Source organism: Marinobacter sp. GH_1, assembly GCF_048595985.1.
Classification (GTDB): Bacteria; Pseudomonadota; Gammaproteobacteria; order Pseudomonadales; family Oleiphilaceae; genus Marinobacter; species Marinobacter shengliensis.
Map to the genome: position 1 here is coordinate 798,339 of NZ_CP184460.1, position 15,849 is coordinate 814,187.

Consider the following 15,849-nt stretch of genomic DNA (forward strand, 5'->3'; position numbering starts at 1 on the left):
TCCCCCTTTTTTTCGGTGTCAGTACATTTTGTGCACTGTATTGGTGCGCAGATGGCTGGCGGGAAAGCATTTACACGTGAGAGAACGCTTATGACAACAGGCTTGTATCATCCCGATGAGTTCAGGGACAACTGTGGTTTTGGCCTGATTGCCCACATGAAGGGCGAGGCGAGCCATAAGCTGTTGCAAACGGCTATCGAGTCACTGACTTGCATGACCCACCGTGGAGGCATCGCAGCAGATGGCAAAACCGGTGATGGTTGTGGCCTGCTTATTCAGAGCCCCAAGGCCTTCCTCTATAAAGCTGCTCAGGCGGCGTTCGGGAAAAAACCTGGAGACTTATTTGCAGTCGGCCAGGTTTTTTTAGCCCAGGATGAAAGTCAAGCGGCCGTTGGTCGCGCTGCAGTCGAGAAAAACCTGGTCGACCAGGGCCTGGAAATCATGGGCTGGCGCGAAGTGCCCGTGGACGACAGTTGTCTCGGGCCGATGGCCCTGGACTGCCTGCCCAGGATCGAACAGGTTTTTGTTGAGCCGGGCGGAAAAACCGAGCAGGAGTTTGCTATCGGCCTGTTTGTGGGTCGCCGCCATGCTGAGCGGGAAATGGCGGACGATTCCGAATTCTATATCTGCAGCCTGTCCCATCGCACCCTGGCCTACAAAGGCCTGATGATGCCGGCGGACCTCGCCAACTTCTATAAGGATTTGGGCGATCCGGACCTGCAAACCGCCATCTGCGTGTTCCACCAGCGGTTTTCCACCAACACCATGCCCAAGTGGCCGCTGGCCCAGCCCTTCCGGTTCCTCGCCCATAACGGTGAGATCAATACCATCGACGGTAACCGTAACTGGGCCATTGCCCGTGCCGCCAAGTTCAGCTCACCGGACCTGCCAGACCTGCAAACCCTGCAGCCGCTGGTTAACCTGGCTGGATCGGATTCATCCAGCATGGATAACATGCTGGAGATATTGCTGGCCGGTGGCGTTGACCTGTTCCGTGCCGTTCGGATGATGATCCCGCCGGCCTGGCAGAATGTCGACACCATGGACTCCCAACTGCGGGCGTTCTACGAGTACAACTCCATGCACATGGAGCCTTGGGACGGCCCTGCAGGCCTGGTTATGTCTGATGGTCGTTACGCTCTGTGTATGCTAGACCGCAACGGCTTGCGCCCGGCTCGCTGGGTCATTACCAAGGACGACTTCATCACCCTGGCGTCGGAAGTGGGCACCTACGGCTACTCGCCCGATGACGTGGTAGCCAAGGGCCGTGTGGGGCCGGGCCAGATGCTGGCCATCGATACCGAGTCTGGGGAAGTGTTGCACACCGCGGATATCGATCAGCGCCTGAAAACCGCGCAGCCCTACAAGCGCTGGCTGAAAGAAAACGCCCTGAGGGTTGAAACCACGCTCAACCAGGCCACCCCTGAATTCAAACTGATGGAGCCGGACGAGCTTCTGGTTCATCAGAAGATGTTCAATATCTCCTTTGAAGAGCGCGACCAGGTGTTGCGTCCGCTGGCTGAAAGCGCGCAAGAAGCTGTGGGCTCCATGGGTGACGATACGCCGATGGCCGTGCTGTCCAGCAAGGTGCGGCATGTGGCGGATTATTTCCGCCAGAAGTTTGCCCAGGTCACCAACCCGCCTATCGACCCGCTGCGCGAAACCATCGTGATGTCGCTGGAAACCTGCTTGGGTGCGGAGCAAAACGTCTTTGAGGAGACCCCGGAACACGCCAACCGGATTATTCTGACAACCCCGGTGTTGTCGCCGGCCAAGTTCCTCAAGCTCAGCAATAACGATCGCCCGGGCTTTGAAGTGGCCAGAATTGCCATGAGCTACCGCCCGGAGGAAGGCCTTCAGGAGGCGGTTCGCCGGATGTGCGATGAGGCTGAAAAGTCGGTCCGCGACGGTAAGGTACTGCTGATTCTAAGCGACAAGGACCTGGTGGAAGGCGAGTTGCCTGTCAACGCCATGATGGTGACCGGTGCTGTGCACCACCACCTGGTTGAACGGGGCCTTCGCTGCGATTCCAACATCATTGTGGAAACCGGCTGGGCCCGGGATCCCCATCACTTCGCCGTACTGTTCGGCTTTGGTGCCACTGCGGTTTATCCGTACCTGGCCTATCAGGTCCTTAACGATCTGATCCGGACCGGCGAGTTGCTGATGGATCCGATTGAAGCCAAGAACAACTACCGTAAGGGCATCAACAAAGGCTTGCTGAAGATCCTGTCGAAGATGGGGATCTCCACCATCACCTCCTACCGCGGTGCCCAGCTGTTTGAAGCCATCGGTCTGGCCGATAACGTTGTGGATCTCTGCTTCAAGGGTGTGCCCAGCCGTATTCAAGGCGCGGACTTCTTCGACTTCCAGCAGGATCAGGAGCAGCTCGCAGCCGTTGCCTGGAAGCCCCGTAAGCCGCTGTCTCAAGGTGGCTTGCTCAAGTACGTTCACGGCCAGGAATATCACGCTTTTAACCCGGACGTGGTTGCCAAGCTCCAGGATGCGGTTATCAGTGGTGATTACGGCCATTACCAGGAATACGCTGGCCTGGTGAACGAGCGCCCGGTGGCCACTCTGCGTGACCTCCTGGTATTCAAGAAAGATCTCAAGCCGATTGATATCTCCGAGGTTGAGCCGGTTGAGAATATCTTCCCCCGGTTTGATTCGGCGGCCATGTCGTTGGGCGCTTTGTCTCCCGAGGCCCACGAGGCGCTGGCAGTAGCCATGAATACTCTGGGTGGCCGTTCTAACTCTGGTGAGGGTGGTGAAGACCCTGCCCGCCATGGCACCAATCGCCGTTCGAAGATCAAGCAGGTTGCCTCTGGCCGATTCGGTGTAACCGCAGAATACCTGCGAAGCGCCGATGTCATGCAGATTAAAGTCGCCCAGGGTGCCAAGCCCGGTGAGGGCGGTCAGTTGCCTGGTGGCAAGGTGAATGATCTGATCGCTCGCCTGCGTTATTCCGTGCCGGGTGTGACCCTGATTTCGCCACCACCGCACCACGATATCTATTCTATCGAGGATCTGGCGCAGCTGATTTTCGATCTGAAGCAGGTGAACCCGGAAGCCCTGGTGTCGGTGAAGCTGGTGTCCGAACCTGGAGTGGGTACTATCGCCGCCGGTGTGGCAAAGGCCTATGCCGACCTGATTACTGTATCTGGTTACGATGGCGGTACTGCGGCCAGCCCGCTGACATCGATTCGCTATGCCGGCTCGCCGTGGGAGCTGGGTCTGACCGAAACCCAGCAGGCGCTGAGAGCAAATGACCTGCGGGGCAAGATTCGCCTGCAGACTGACGGTGGTATCAAGACTGGCTTGGATGTTGTTAAAGCAGCCATTCTGGGCGCTGAAAGCTTTGGCTTCGGCACTACGCCAATGGTGGCCCTGGGTTGTAAATACCTGCGTATCTGTCACCTGAATAACTGTGCCACCGGTGTTGCTACCCAGAACGATTACCTGCGGGAAGAGCACTTCAAGGGCACCGTTGAGATGGCCATGAACTTCTTCCGTTTTGTCGCGGAAGAAACCCGCGAGTGGATGGCCAAGCTGGGTGTTCGCAGTCTCGAGGAACTGGTTGGCCGTGTCGATCTGCTTGAGCGCCTGCCGGGCAATACCGAGCGCCAGAAAAAGCTGGATCTGACCCGTCTGCTGCAGAATGATCACATCCCGGCGGACAAGCCCCAGACTTGTCAGGTTGAGCGCAACCACCCGTTCGACGAAGGCCGCCTGGCGGAGCAGATGGTGAAAGACACCGCTGCAGCTATCGCCGAGAAGTCCGGCGGGGCCTGGAGCTACAAGGTTACCAACTGCGATCGCTCCATTGGTGCGCGGCTGTCTGGCGAAATTGCAGCGCAGTACGGTAACCAGGGAATGGTGGATGCACCGATCACTCTGGATCTTACCGGGACCGCAGGCCAGAGCTTTGGTGTGTGGAACGTGGGTGGTCTGAACCTGATCCTTGAAGGCGATGCCAACGACTACGTGGGTAAGGGTATGACCGGCGGCAAGCTGGTTGTGAAACCGCCCCGCGGCAGCGACTTCAAGACCCAGGAAACGTCCATTGTGGGTAACACCTGCTTGTACGGCGCGACAGGGGGCAAGCTGTTTGCCGCTGGCACAGCCGGTGAACGCTTTGCCGTTCGTAACTCTGGTGCCCATGCGGTTGTCGAAGGGGCCGGGGACCACTGTTGTGAATACATGACCGGCGGCCTGGTGACCGTTCTCGGTTCCACCGGATATAACTTCGGTGCCGGCATGACCGGCGGCTTCGCCTATGTGCTGGACCTGGACAACACCTTCGTGGACAAGTACAACCACGAATTGGTTGAGATCCAGCGCATTTCGCGGGAAGACATGGAGGCCTACCGGAATCACCTGCGTGGTGTGATTCGGGAGCATATTTCCGAAACCGGAAGCGCCTGGGCGGAGCACCTACTTGAAGATTTCGACGATTACATCGGCCGCTTCTGGCTGGTGAAGCCAAAGGCTGCGAACCTGCGCAGCCTGCTGGCCAGCACCCGTGCCCGTCCGGAATAAGGCTGGGCAACGCAAAGGTTGATGGGCTGCGCCAACGGGCGCAGCCCCCGTCGAAATTGAGCTGATGAGAGTAGCAACATGAAAGAACGTCTCAACAATGACTTTCAGTTTGTGGAAGTTGGGCGGGTAGACCCAAAGAAGGTGCCTGCCAAAAAGCGGAAGAAAGAATTCGGTGAGATCTATCACCCGTTTACCGAAACCCATGCGGCGTCTCAGTCTCACCGCTGCCTGGCTTGCGGTAACCCCTATTGTGAGTGGAAATGCCCGGTACACAACTATATCCCGAACTGGCTGAAGCTGGTGTCTGAAGGCAACATCATGAAGGCCGTGGAGTTGTGCCACCAGACCAACTCCCTGCCGGAAGTGTGCGGCCGGGTGTGCCCCCAGGATCGCCTGTGTGAGGGTGCCTGCACCCTGAACGATGGCTACGGTGCGGTAACCATCGGTTCGGTGGAAAAATACATTACCGACACGGCCTTCGCGCTGGGTTGGAAACCTGATATGTCCAATGTGAAATGGACAGACAAAAAAGTTGCCGTTATCGGCGCCGGGCCCGCTGGCCTCGGCTGTGCCGATATCCTGGTGCGTAATGGCGTCAAGGCGGTGGTTTTCGATCGTTACCCTGAAATTGGCGGCCTGCTGACCTTCGGTATTCCCGAGTTCAAGCTGGAAAAGTCCGTGATGTCCCGGCGCCGTAAGGTGTTCGAGGAGATGGGCGTGGAATTCCGTCTGAACACCGAGGTGGGCAAAGATGTTCAGTTGAAGAGCATCATGGAGGAATTCGATGCGGTGTTCATGGGTATGGGCACCTACACCTACATGAAGGGCGGCTTCCCGGGCGAAGACCTGCCGGGTGTATATGACGCCTTGCCGTTCCTGATTTCCAACGTGAATCGCCGTCTTGGGTTCGAGAAAAAAGCGTCAGACTTCATCGATATGAAGGGCAAGCGCGTGGTGGTGCTGGGTGGTGGTGATACCGCCATGGACTGCAACCGGACCTCCATTCGTCAGCAGGCGGAGAGCGTCACCTGTGCCTACCGTCGGGATGAAGCCAACATGCCGGGGTCGCGCCGGGAAGTCGCAAACGCCAAGGAAGAAGGTGTGAAGTTCCTGTTTAACCGGCAGCCTATCGCCATCATCGGTGAAGACCGTGTTGAGGGCGTCAAGGTTGTGTCTACCCAGTTGGGAGAACCGGACGAAAATGGCCGTCGCCGCCCTGAAGTCGTGCCGGGCAGTGAGGAAGTCATTCCTGCGGATGCGGTGCTGGTGGCGTTTGGTTTCCGGCCGAGCCCCGCTGACTGGTTTGGTGAACACGAGGTGAACACCGATGATTCCGGCCGTGTTGCAGCGCCGGAGGAAGCCGAGTTCCCGTTCCAGACCAGCAACCCGAAGATCTTCGCCGGTGGCGATATGGTGCGCGGCTCAGATCTTGTGGTCACTGCCATCTGGGAAGGTCGCCAGGCTGCGGAAGGCATTCTGGACTACCTCGACGTATAACTCTGAGTTGATCAGAGTCAGAAGGGCGGCTTGCTACGGGTAAGCCGCCCTTTTTTATTCGTATAAACGGGGTATCATTGCTCCCCATTATCTCTGACCATTTACCGACGAGAACGGGATACCATATGACCGAGCTGAAGAATGACCGCTTCCTGCGCGCCCTGATGCGCCAGCCTGTAGACCGCACCCCGGTGTGGATGATGCGCCAGGCGGGCCGCTACCTGCCGGAGTACCGCGCAACCCGGGCAAAAGCCGGTGATTTTCTCAGCCTGTGCAAGAACACGCCGCTGGCCTGCGAAGTTACCCTGCAGCCGCTCGAGCGCTATCCGCTGGACGCTGCCATCCTGTTCTCGGATATCCTGACCATTCCCGACGCCCTGGGTCTGGGCCTGTATTTCGAAACCGGCGAAGGCCCGAAATTCCGCAAGGTGATTCGCACCGAGGCCGACGTCGACGCCCTGCCGAAGATGAATGCCGAGTCGGATCTGGACTATGTGATGAACGCAGTCTCCACCATCCGCCGCGAACTCAACGGCCGGGTACCGCTGATCGGTTTCTCCGGCAGCCCCTGGACCCTGGCCACGTACATGATTGAAGGGGGCTCCTCCAAGACCTTCTCTGAAGCCAAGAAACTGATGTACGGCCAGCCGGAGGTAATGCACCGCTTGCTGGACCACCTGGCAGACTCGGTGATTGATTATCTGAACGGCCAGATCAAGGCCGGTGCCCAGGCGGTACAGATTTTTGATACCTGGGGCGGTGTGCTGAGCAGCTGGGCCTACGAGGAATTTTCCCTGCGTTACATGACGAAGATTGTTGATGGTCTGATTCGCGAGAGCGAAGGCCGCAGGGTGCCGGTGATTGTGTTTACCAAGAATGGTGGTCAGTGGCTGGAGTCCATTGCTGATTGTGGCGCCGACGCCGTGGGCCTGGATTGGACGACGGACATTGGCAATGCCCGCGCTCGCGTGGGCGATAAAGTGGCTCTGCAGGGCAATATGGACCCGGCCATGTTGTATGCGCCGAAGGCGCGGATTCGCCAGGAAGTGGCGGATATCCTGAAGCGTTATGGCTCGGGTTCCGGGCATATCTTCAACCTGGGGCATGGGATTACGCCGGATGTGGATCCGGAGCATGCCGGGGCCTTCATTGAGGCGGTTGTTGAGCTTAGCGGGCAGTATCACCAGTAGTCTGGTTTTTGATATTGCCGTCTTTTGGCAGCCTGCGAGTTCCGTGTTTGCGGACTGGTGGGACGGCCTCCGAAAAAACGCTACGAGCTCATCCCTGAGCGCTTCGCTCCGGCCATCCATGGCCTCCGAGATTTTTCGGAGGCCGTCCCACCAGCCCGCTTTTGAGCTCTCTGGAACTATCCTCTTTGGAATGGGCGCAGTGTTGTGGGGCGGTGGCATGCCTGCTCCCCCTCTTTGGAGGTTCTGAGCTGTACTCCCTTTTGTGTCCGGTCTATAGTCATAGGAAGTAAGAACTTCTGGCCGGAGCTTTCCTTTGTCTACCAAATCATCCGAAAAACGCCGTTTCCACCGAATCAGTTTTGACGCGCCCTGTGAGCTGCATTGTCAGGATCAGGTTTGGTCAACCGAGGTGTTGGATATTTCCCTGAAGGGCGTTTTGGTCCAGCGGCCGGAAGGTTGGAAGGTTCCGCTGAACAAGCCTTGTGAGGTGGTGATTCACCTGAATGAACATGAAGCCGCGATTGTGATGGCGGTGGAGTTGAAGCACGTGGAGGATCACCGGCTGGGATTTCGGTGTCAGTATATTGATCTTGAAAGTGCCACGCATTTGAAGCGGCTGGTTGAGTTAAATCTTGGGGATCAGGCGCTGTTGGAGCGGGAGTTTGCGCATCTGATTGACTGATGCGGATGTGTTTGTATTTCTCTGTTGGATTAGCGGTTTGCACGACTGATAGAGAGGGTGGTGTTGGGTGACCTTTCAAAAAATCTCGTAGGCCATGGATGGCCGGAGCGAAGCGCACAGGGATGTGCTCGTAGCGTTTTTTTGAAAGGTCACCCAACGCCGCCCTAACTCCAAGCCTGGGAAGGCTGGGTGCTAGAGCCTAAAGTTCCTCTAAAGCCGAAAGAGCATCAGAAAGCTTGGTCACCGGAATGACCTTCATGCCTTCCACAGGCTTGCGCGGAACGTTAGCCTTGGGAACCAAAGCCCGAGTGAAGCCGTGCTTGGCTGCCTCGTAAATCCGCTCCTGGCCATTCGGCACCGGCCGGATCTCACCGGACAGGCCCACTTCTCCGAAAATCACCAAATCCTGCGGCAACGCCCGATTCCGGAACGACGACACCACCGCCGACAACAGGGCAAGGTCCGCGCTGGTTTCGTTGACCTTCACACCTGCCACCACGTTCACGAACACATCCTGATCGGCTACATGCATACCGCCATGACGATGCAACACCGCGAGAAGCATCGCCAACCGGTTCTGGTCGGTACCCACGGCCACACGGCGCGGATAGCTGCCCTGGGCCATGTCCACGAGTGCCTGGATTTCCACCAGCATCGGCCGGGTGCCCTCCCAGACCACCATCACCACACTGCCGGGAGCAGCGTCTTCGCCCCGGTTCAGGAAGATGGCGCTGGGGTTTTTCACTTCTTTCAGGCCCTGTTCCAGCATGGCGAACACGCCCAGCTCATTCACTGCACCAAAGCGGTTCTTGATGCCCCGCAGGGTGCGGTAGCGGCTGTCGCTGGAGCCTTCGAGCAGGATGGAGCAGTCGATCATGTGCTCCAGCACCTTCGGGCCGGCCAGGCTGCCGTCTTTGGTAACGTGGCCAACCAGCAACAAAATCGTACCGGTTTGCTTGGCAAAGCGGGTGAGGAAAGCGGCGCTTTCCCGGACTTGAGAAACCGAACCCGGAGCGGATTCGATATCGGCCACGTGCATTACCTGAATACTGTCGATTACCAGGATGCGAGGCTTCTCCATTTCCGCCACCTGTATCAGCCGCTCCACAGAAGTTTCCGAGAGCATTTTCAGGTCTCTGGTGGGCAAGCCCAACCGTTTGGCGCGCATGGCCACCTGTTGCAGGGATTCCTCACCGGTGACGTAAAGCGCCGGGTGCTGCTCGGCTAGTTGGCAAACCGCCTGGAGCAGCAGGGTGCTTTTGCCCGCGCCGGGGTGCCCGCCCATCAACACTGCGGAGCCCTCCACCAGGCCGCCGCCCAGCACCCGGTCGAACTCCTGCATGCCGGTGCTGATGCGGGCCTGCTCGGCCAAGCTGACCTCATCGAGGCTTTTGACCTCAGACAGGCTGCCGGCGTAGCCCTCAAACCGGGCACTGCGGGCGCCCTTGCCTGGGCCGGAAACGCCGCGTACTTCGCTGATGGTGTTCCAGGCCTGGCAGGCCGTGCACTGGCCCTGCCACTTGGAGTAATCCGCACCGCACTCGGTGCATACAAAGGCGGTTTTGGCTTTGGCCATGGCAGAATTCCGTATCGGGCAAATCGGGGCGGGAGGAGCGAGCCGGCAAACGCCGGCTCAGTACCACAGTTACGCCAGCTTCTTGTACTTCATGCGCTTGGGCTGCATGGCAGATTCCCCTTTGCGCTTCTTGAAGTCGGCGTCGTAATCGGTGAAGTTGCCTTCAAAGTACACCACCTCACCGTCATCCTCGAACGCCAGAATGTGGCTGGCCACACGGTCCAGGAACCAGCGATCGTGCGAGATGATCAGAGCGGAGCCGGGGAAGTTCAGAATGGCTTCTTCCAGTGCGCGCAGGGTTTCCACGTCCAGATCGTTGGTGGGTTCGTCCAGCAGCAACACGTTGCCGCCTTGCTTTAGCAGCTTGGCCAGGTGCAGGCGGTTACGCTCACCACCGGAGAGATCACCTACCCGCTTTTGCTGGTCGGTGCCCTTGAAATTGAAGCGGCCCACATAAGCGCGGGAAGGTGTTTCGTAGTTGCCAACCTTGATGATGTCGTTGCCGTCGGACAGCTCTTCCCACACGGTTTTACTGCCGTCCAGGTCGCGCATCTGGTCTACGTAGGCCAGTTCCACGGTTTCGCCCACGGTAATGGTGCCGGAGTTTGGTTGGTCCATGCCGGCAATCATTTTGAACAGCGTGGATTTACCCGCGCCGTTACCACCGATAATGCCAACAATGGCGCCCGGCGGTACGCTGAAAGACACGTTTTCATATAGCAGGCGATCATCGAAGGCCTTGCTGATGCCCTCCACTTCGATCACCTTGCCACCCAGGCGTGGTCCGGGCGGGATATACAGTTCGTTGGTCTCGTTACGTTTCTGGAACTCCTGAGAGCTCATCTCCTCAAAGCGGGCCAGGCGGGCCTTGCTCTTGGACTGGCGGCCCTTGGCGTTGGAGCGCACCCACTCAAGCTCCTGCTTGATGGCTTTCTGGTGCGAGGCTTCCTGCTTGGCTTCCATTTCCAGGCGTTTTTCTTTGTTCTCCAGCCACTGGCTGTAATTGCCCTCGAACGGGATGCCGTGGCCACGGTCCAGTTCCAGAATCCAGCCGGCGACGTTGTCGAGGAAGTAACGGTCGTGGGTGATGGCGACCACAGTGCCGTCGTAATCGTGCAGGAAGCGCTCCAGCCAGGCCACGGACTCCGCGTCCAGGTGGTTGGTCGGCTCGTCCAGGAGCAGCATGTCCGGGCCAGACAGCAGCAGGCGGCACAGGGCCACACGGCGGCGCTCGCCCCCGGACAGCACTTTGACTTTCTGATCCCAGGCTGGCAGGCGCAGCGCATCGGCGGCCACTTCCATCTTGCGTTCGATATCGTGCCCGTCAGTGGCCTGGATGATGGCTTCCAGTTCGCCCTGCTTTTTGGCCAGGGCGTCGAAATCGGCATCCGGCTCTGCGTATGCGGCGTATACCTGGTCCAGTTCGGCCAGGGCGTTGTGCACGTGGGCAACGGACTCGTCGACGATTTCCTTGACGGTTTTCTCTTCGTCCAGCTCCGGCTCCTGTGGCAGGTAGCCTACATTGATCCCGGGCTGGGGCCGGGCTTCGCCGATGTAATCCTGGTCGACACCCGCCATAATACGGAGCAGGGTGGATTTACCGGAGCCGTTCAGGCCCAGCACGCCGATTTTGGCGCCCGGGAAGAAGCTCAGGGAAATGTCTTTCAGAATCTCCCGCTTGGGTGGTACCACCTTGCCCACGCGGTTCATGGTGTATACGTACTGGGCCATCTTGGCTTAAACCTCTTTTTGCTGGGTTTTGCCACGGAAGAACACGGAAGGACACGGAAAAATGAAAGACAAATACTTTTTGCCACGAAATCCACGAAAGAACACGAAAATTAACTGCATAAAAGAAAAGCTTTTTATCTTTTCCTTTCGTGTCATTTAGTGGATTTCGTGGCAAAACTATCTTTAATCTTCTTTCCGTGTCCTTCCGTGGATTCCGTGGCAAAAAGTCACTAAGGCAGGCCCACTCACAACCTGCCTGAAAACAGAACCCCGTAAGGTATCTAAACCCCAAAGGGATAGCAATTGAGCAAAAACCGGGATCACCGGTGTGCCGGTATCTGCGGACGGCATAAAGGATGATTTTTAACCCGCTTTCGGGATAGAATAGCGGCCCAATTTTTCAGGGGTTACGGCATGCACAGAGGCAGCGCCGGGCCAGCCATACAGACAGGGGCAGCACATCCATGTTTAATCGTGATATGAAAATCGCCGGTTTCGATGACGAACTGTGGAACGCCATGCAGGCGGAAGAGAAGCGTCAGGAGGCGCACATCGAACTGATCGCGTCTGAAAACTACACCAGCCCGCGGGTGATGGAAGCCCAGGGCAGTGTGCTGACCAACAAATACGCCGAAGGCTATCCGGGCAAGCGCTACTACGGTGGCTGCGAGTTTGTCGATATTGCCGAGCAGCTCGCTATTGACCGCGCCAAGGAGCTGTTTGGTGCCGCCTACGCCAACGTGCAGCCGCACTCCGGCTCCCAGGCCAACTCTGCCGTGTTCATGGCCCTGCTCAAGCCCGGCGATACCGTTCTCGGCATGAGCCTGGCCCACGGTGGTCACCTGACCCACGGTGCCAGCGTCAACTTCTCTGGCAAGATCTATAACGCCGTTCAGTACGGTATCAACACCGACACCGGCTTGCTGGACTACGACGAAATCGAGGCGCTGGCGGTTGAGCACAAGCCGAAAATGATCATCGCGGGCTTCTCTGCTTACTCGCAGGAGCTGGACTTTGCCCGTTTCCGTGCCATCGCCGACAAGGTAGGCGCGTATCTGTTTGTTGACATGGCCCACGTGGCCGGTCTGGTCGCTGCTGGCGTGTACCCGGACCCGGTACCTCACGCCCACGTGGTTACGACCACCACGCACAAAACCCTGCGCGGCCCACGTGGCGGCCTGATCCTGGCCTGTGACGACGAAGACCTGCAGAAGAAACTGAACTCTGCCGTGTTCCCGGGTGGCCAGGGCGGCCCGCTGATGCACGTGATTGCCGCCAAGGCCGTGTGCTTCAAGGAAGCCATGAGCGACGAGTTCAAGGCCTACCAGCAGCAGGTAGTAAAGAACGCCGCCGCCATGGCTGACGTGTTTGTCGAGCGTGGCTTTGACGTGGTTTCCGGTGGCACCAAGAACCACCTGTTCCTGGTCAGTCTGATCAAGCAGGACATCACCGGTAAAGACGCCGATGCCGCGCTTGGCAAAGCGCACATCACCGTGAACAAGAACGCTGTCCCGAATGACCCGCGCTCGCCGTTTGTGACCTCTGGTCTGCGCATTGGTACCCCCGCAGTCACCACTCGTGGTTTCAAGGAAGGGGAGTGTCGTGATCTGGCCGGCTGGATGTGTGACATCCTCGACAACCTCGAAGACGAAGCAACCATCAGCCGCGTGCGTGAGCAGGTAGAAGCGGTGTGTGCCCGCTTCCCGGTCTATGGCTAAGTGATAGCGTAACAAGACTGCCCGGGCGTTCTTGCGGAGCCCCGGGTTCTTCCTTTCCGGAGCATCTGAATTATGCATTGTCCTTTCTGTGGTGAGGCCGATACCAAGGTGATTGATTCCCGCCTGGTGGCTGAAGGTGATCAGGTTCGCCGCCGCAGGGAGTGTTTGTCCTGCCGGGAGCGGTTCACTACGTTTGAAAACGCCGAGCTGGTGATGCCCCGCGTGGTCAAGCAGGACGGCACCCGGCAGCCATTCGATGAAGAAAAACTTCGGGCAGGCCTGATGAAGGCGCTGGAAAAGCGGCCGGTCAGCATTGAGGAAATCGACGCTGCCCTGAATCGCATCAAGTACCGCCTGCGTTCCACTGGTGAGCGTGAAGTAAAGTCTATGCAGCTCGGTGAGGAAGTGATGACCGAGTTGCGTCAGCTCGACAAAGTGGCCTACGTTCGCTTTGCCTCTGTTTATCGCAGCTTTCAGGACATCAACGAGTTCAAGGAAGAGATTGAGCGATTGTCTCAGGGTAATGGTGAAACCGCGGCTGATGTGGCAAGGGCGTTGGCCGACAAGCAGTCCGAAAAAGGCAAGGCATGATTGCAGACCGTGACCGGGCGATGATGGCCCGGGCCATTCAGTTGGCCTGGCGTGGTCGCTATTCTACCCACCCCAACCCCCGGGTTGGCTGCGTGATTGCCAAGGGCAACCGCATCGTCGGGGAAGGCTGGCACGAACGTGCCGGAGAGGCTCACGCAGAAGTTCGCGCTCTGAGTCAGGCAGGCCAGGATGCCCGTGGGGCGACCGCGTATGTCACCCTGGAGCCTTGCAGCCATTATGGCCGAACGCCGCCCTGTGCCAGAGCGCTGATCGATGCTGGTGTGGCGCAGGTATTTGCCGCAACCAAAGATCCCAATCCGTCAGTGTCTGGCCGGGGGCTGGACATGCTCCGGGATGCCGGCATCAAGGTGACCGAGGGGTTGATGGCCGATGAAGCGGTTCGCTTGAACCCCGGTTTTATGAAGCGCATGAATACTGGCCGGCCCTGGGTTCGCCTGAAAATGGCCGCCAGCCTGGATGGCCGTACTGCCATGGCCTCTGGCGAAAGCCAGTGGATCACCGGGACCGAAGCCCGGAGGGACGTGCAGCGGCTGCGCGCCATCAGCGATGCTATCCTGACGGGAGTAGGTACCGTTCTGGCGGATGATCCATCGTTGACGGTGCGTCGGGATGAAATGGGGGAGATTGGTGATGCCACGGACCCCTCACGCCAGCCTCTGCGGGTTATTGCAGACCGGGACGCCCGCACACCGGCGACGGCGCGTATTCTCCAGGGGGGCAATGTTCAGGTGTTCTGCGCCAGTTCGGCACTGGCATCGGCGCCGGCGCAGGATCTGGCCGCGCTGGGCGTTAGCCTGACCGGTGTGGCCTGGAAAGATAATGGTGTTGACCTTGCTGAGCTGCTGGATGCCCTGGGCGAACTTGGCATCAACGAATTATTGGTAGAGGCGGGGCCAACACTGGCCGGAACGTTCATTCGGGAAAACCTTGTGGATGAACTCTGGTTGTATCAGGCGCCGGTATTTCTGGGCAGCACCGGGCGACCAACCGCTCATCTGCCGCTTGAAACAATGGCTGATAAAGTGCAATGGAAAGTGCTGGATCGGCGTCAGGTGGGTGAGGATCAGAGGCTGATCCTGGCCCGCAGCTAATCATTCAATTCATTCCCTTCGGTCGCAGCAAGATGCGGCCAGGGTGACAGGGTGCAGAACCGTATGGCACTGAACAGCATTGAAGACATCATCGAAGACATCCGCCAGGGCAAAATGGTGATCCTGATGGACGATGAGGATCGCGAGAACGAAGGCGATCTGGTCATGGCGGCAGAACATTGCACGCCGGAAGCGATCAATTTCATGGCTCGCTTCGGCCGGGGCCTGATCTGTATGCCGATGACCCGCGACCGGTGCGAACAGCTGGGCTTGCCGTTGATGGTGCAGCAGAATGCTTCCGGCTTCGGCACCAAGTTCACGCTGTCTATCGAGGCGCGTGAAGGCGTGACCACCGGTATCTCTGCGGCTGATCGCGCCCGCACGGTACAAGCGGCGGTTGCCCGCAATGCCAAGGCGTCAGACCTGGTTCAGCCGGGCCATATTTTCCCCTTGATGTCTGATCCTGGTGGTGTTTTGAGCCGGGCCGGGCACACCGAAGCCTCCTGTGACCTGGCGGCTCTTGCCGGTTGCGAGCCTGCCGGCGTGATCTGTGAAATCATGAATGACGACGGTTCCATGGCGCGCCGTGAAGACCTGGAAAGATTCGCAGAAGAGCATGACCTGAAAATCGGCACCATCGCAGATCTGATCCACTACCGCACCATGAATGAAAAAACCGTGGAGTGCGTGGAAGAGCATGACCTGGATACCGAGTATGGTCTTTTCAAGTTACGTACCTACCGAGACAACATTCAGGGTGCTACCCACCTGGCCATGGTGATGGGAGATATTGCTCCTGAAGAGCCTGTGTTTGTGCGTGTACACATCACCGATACCCTTCGGGATCTGCTGGGTGCACGCCGAAAGGACTCGCGCAGTTGGCCATTGCATCATGCCCTTGAGAAAGTGGCTGAGGAAGGGCGTGGCGTTGTGGTTCTGCTGAACAGCGCTGAAGACAGCTATAACCTGGAAGACCGAATCCAGGAATTCTACGACGAGGGCACAGCATCTGCCGGGAAGGGCAGTTCTGGCGTGTACTTCACCGTCGGAACCGGTTCCCAGATTCTGCGGGATATCGGCGTAGGCAAAATGCGCTTGTTGAGCCCGCCGGTAAAGTTCTCTGCCATTTCCGGTTTCGATCTGGAAGTTGTGGAATACGTACCCTACACCCCCGAATGATAAACCCGGCTGCGGCTCTGAGTGCCGCAGCTCG

The 15,849-nt window shown here is 58.3% G+C and carries 10 protein-coding genes; 8 read left to right on the forward strand and 2 right to left on the reverse strand.

What is annotated here, in order from left to right; genetic code table 11:
• Positions 1–90 precede the first annotated feature (90 nt).
• The 4 genes from gltB (at position 91) to ACNSOI_RS03720 (ending at position 7,908) form a co-directional block, all read left to right on the forward strand.
• Entirely contained in the window at positions 91–4,539 is a 4,449-nt protein-coding gene (gene gltB, locus ACNSOI_RS03705) for a glutamate synthase large subunit (RefSeq protein WP_420195161.1), read from the forward strand.
• A gap of 78 nt (positions 4,540–4,617) precedes the next feature.
• The gene (locus ACNSOI_RS03710; protein WP_420195162.1) at positions 4,618–6,036 is read left to right on the forward strand and encodes an FAD-dependent oxidoreductase; all 1,419 of its coding nucleotides are present in this window, start codon (positions 4,618–4,620) and stop codon (positions 6,034–6,036) included.
• A gap of 125 nt (positions 6,037–6,161) precedes the next feature.
• Positions 6,162–7,226 (forward strand): uroporphyrinogen decarboxylase, encoded by a 1,065-nt coding sequence (gene hemE / locus ACNSOI_RS03715; protein WP_420195163.1) that lies wholly within the window; start codon positions 6,162–6,164, stop codon positions 7,224–7,226.
• Positions 7,227–7,539: 313 nt separating this feature from the next.
• Entirely contained in the window at positions 7,540–7,908 is a 369-nt protein-coding gene (locus ACNSOI_RS03720; protein ID WP_072678321.1) for a PilZ domain-containing protein, read from the forward strand.
• 199 nt (positions 7,909–8,107) lie between these two features.
• Here the strand turns inward: ACNSOI_RS03720 and radA are convergent, their stop codons facing one another.
• Both radA and ettA read right to left on the reverse strand, forming a co-directional pair.
• Complete coding sequence (gene radA / locus ACNSOI_RS03725; RefSeq protein WP_420195164.1) at positions 8,108–9,484, reverse strand: DNA repair protein RadA; 1,377 nt, start codon at positions 9,482–9,484, stop codon at positions 8,108–8,110.
• A 69-nt stretch (positions 9,485–9,553) separates the two neighbouring features.
• Positions 9,554–11,215: an energy-dependent translational throttle protein EttA gene (gene ettA / locus ACNSOI_RS03730; RefSeq protein ID WP_342631849.1), complete on the reverse strand. Its 1,662-nt coding sequence runs from the start codon at positions 11,213–11,215 to the stop codon at positions 9,554–9,556.
• A 464-nt stretch (positions 11,216–11,679) separates the two neighbouring features.
• Between ettA and glyA the strand changes: the two genes are divergently transcribed.
• From glyA to ribBA, 4 genes are all read left to right on the forward strand, one after another.
• Positions 11,680–12,933, forward strand: a complete 1,254-nt coding sequence (gene glyA / locus ACNSOI_RS03735; RefSeq protein WP_420195165.1) for a serine hydroxymethyltransferase — start codon at positions 11,680–11,682, stop codon at positions 12,931–12,933.
• Between the two features lie 72 nt (positions 12,934–13,005).
• The gene (gene nrdR, locus ACNSOI_RS03740; protein WP_420195166.1) at positions 13,006–13,524 is read left to right on the forward strand and encodes a transcriptional regulator NrdR; all 519 of its coding nucleotides are present in this window, start codon (positions 13,006–13,008) and stop codon (positions 13,522–13,524) included.
• Positions 13,521–14,636: a bifunctional diaminohydroxyphosphoribosylaminopyrimidine deaminase/5-amino-6-(5-phosphoribosylamino)uracil reductase RibD gene (gene ribD, locus ACNSOI_RS03745; RefSeq protein ID WP_061332375.1), complete on the forward strand. Its 1,116-nt coding sequence runs from the start codon at positions 13,521–13,523 to the stop codon at positions 14,634–14,636. Before nrdR ends, ribD begins: the two co-directional genes overlap by 4 nt.
• A gap of 63 nt (positions 14,637–14,699) precedes the next feature.
• A complete protein-coding gene (ribBA, locus tag ACNSOI_RS03750) occupies positions 14,700–15,815 on the forward strand; it encodes a bifunctional 3,4-dihydroxy-2-butanone-4-phosphate synthase/GTP cyclohydrolase II (RefSeq protein WP_072678407.1) in 1,116 nt (371 codons plus the stop codon).
• The last annotated feature ends 34 nt before the right edge of the window (positions 15,816–15,849 follow it).

Bases quoted from the DNA above. Each gene is read 5' to 3' on its own strand.
- gltB (WP_420195161.1), top strand. From the start codon at position 91: ATGACAACAGGCTTGTATCATCCCGATGAGTTCAGGGACAACTGTGGT.
- ACNSOI_RS03710 (WP_420195162.1), top strand. From the start codon at position 4,618: ATGAAAGAACGTCTCAACAATGACTTTCAGTTTGTGGAAGTTGGGCGG.
- hemE (WP_420195163.1), top strand. From the start codon at position 6,162: ATGACCGAGCTGAAGAATGACCGCTTCCTGCGCGCCCTGATGCGCCAG.
- radA (WP_420195164.1), bottom strand. From the start codon at position 9,484: ATGGCCAAAGCCAAAACCGCCTTTGTATGCACCGAGTGCGGTGCGGAT.
- ettA (WP_342631849.1), bottom strand. From the start codon at position 11,215: ATGGCCCAGTACGTATACACCATGAACCGCGTGGGCAAGGTGGTACCA.
- glyA (WP_420195165.1), top strand. From the start codon at position 11,680: ATGTTTAATCGTGATATGAAAATCGCCGGTTTCGATGACGAACTGTGG.
- nrdR (WP_420195166.1), top strand. From the start codon at position 13,006: ATGCATTGTCCTTTCTGTGGTGAGGCCGATACCAAGGTGATTGATTCC.
- ribD (WP_061332375.1), top strand. From the start codon at position 13,521: ATGATTGCAGACCGTGACCGGGCGATGATGGCCCGGGCCATTCAGTTG.
- ribBA (WP_072678407.1), top strand. From the start codon at position 14,700: ATGGCACTGAACAGCATTGAAGACATCATCGAAGACATCCGCCAGGGC.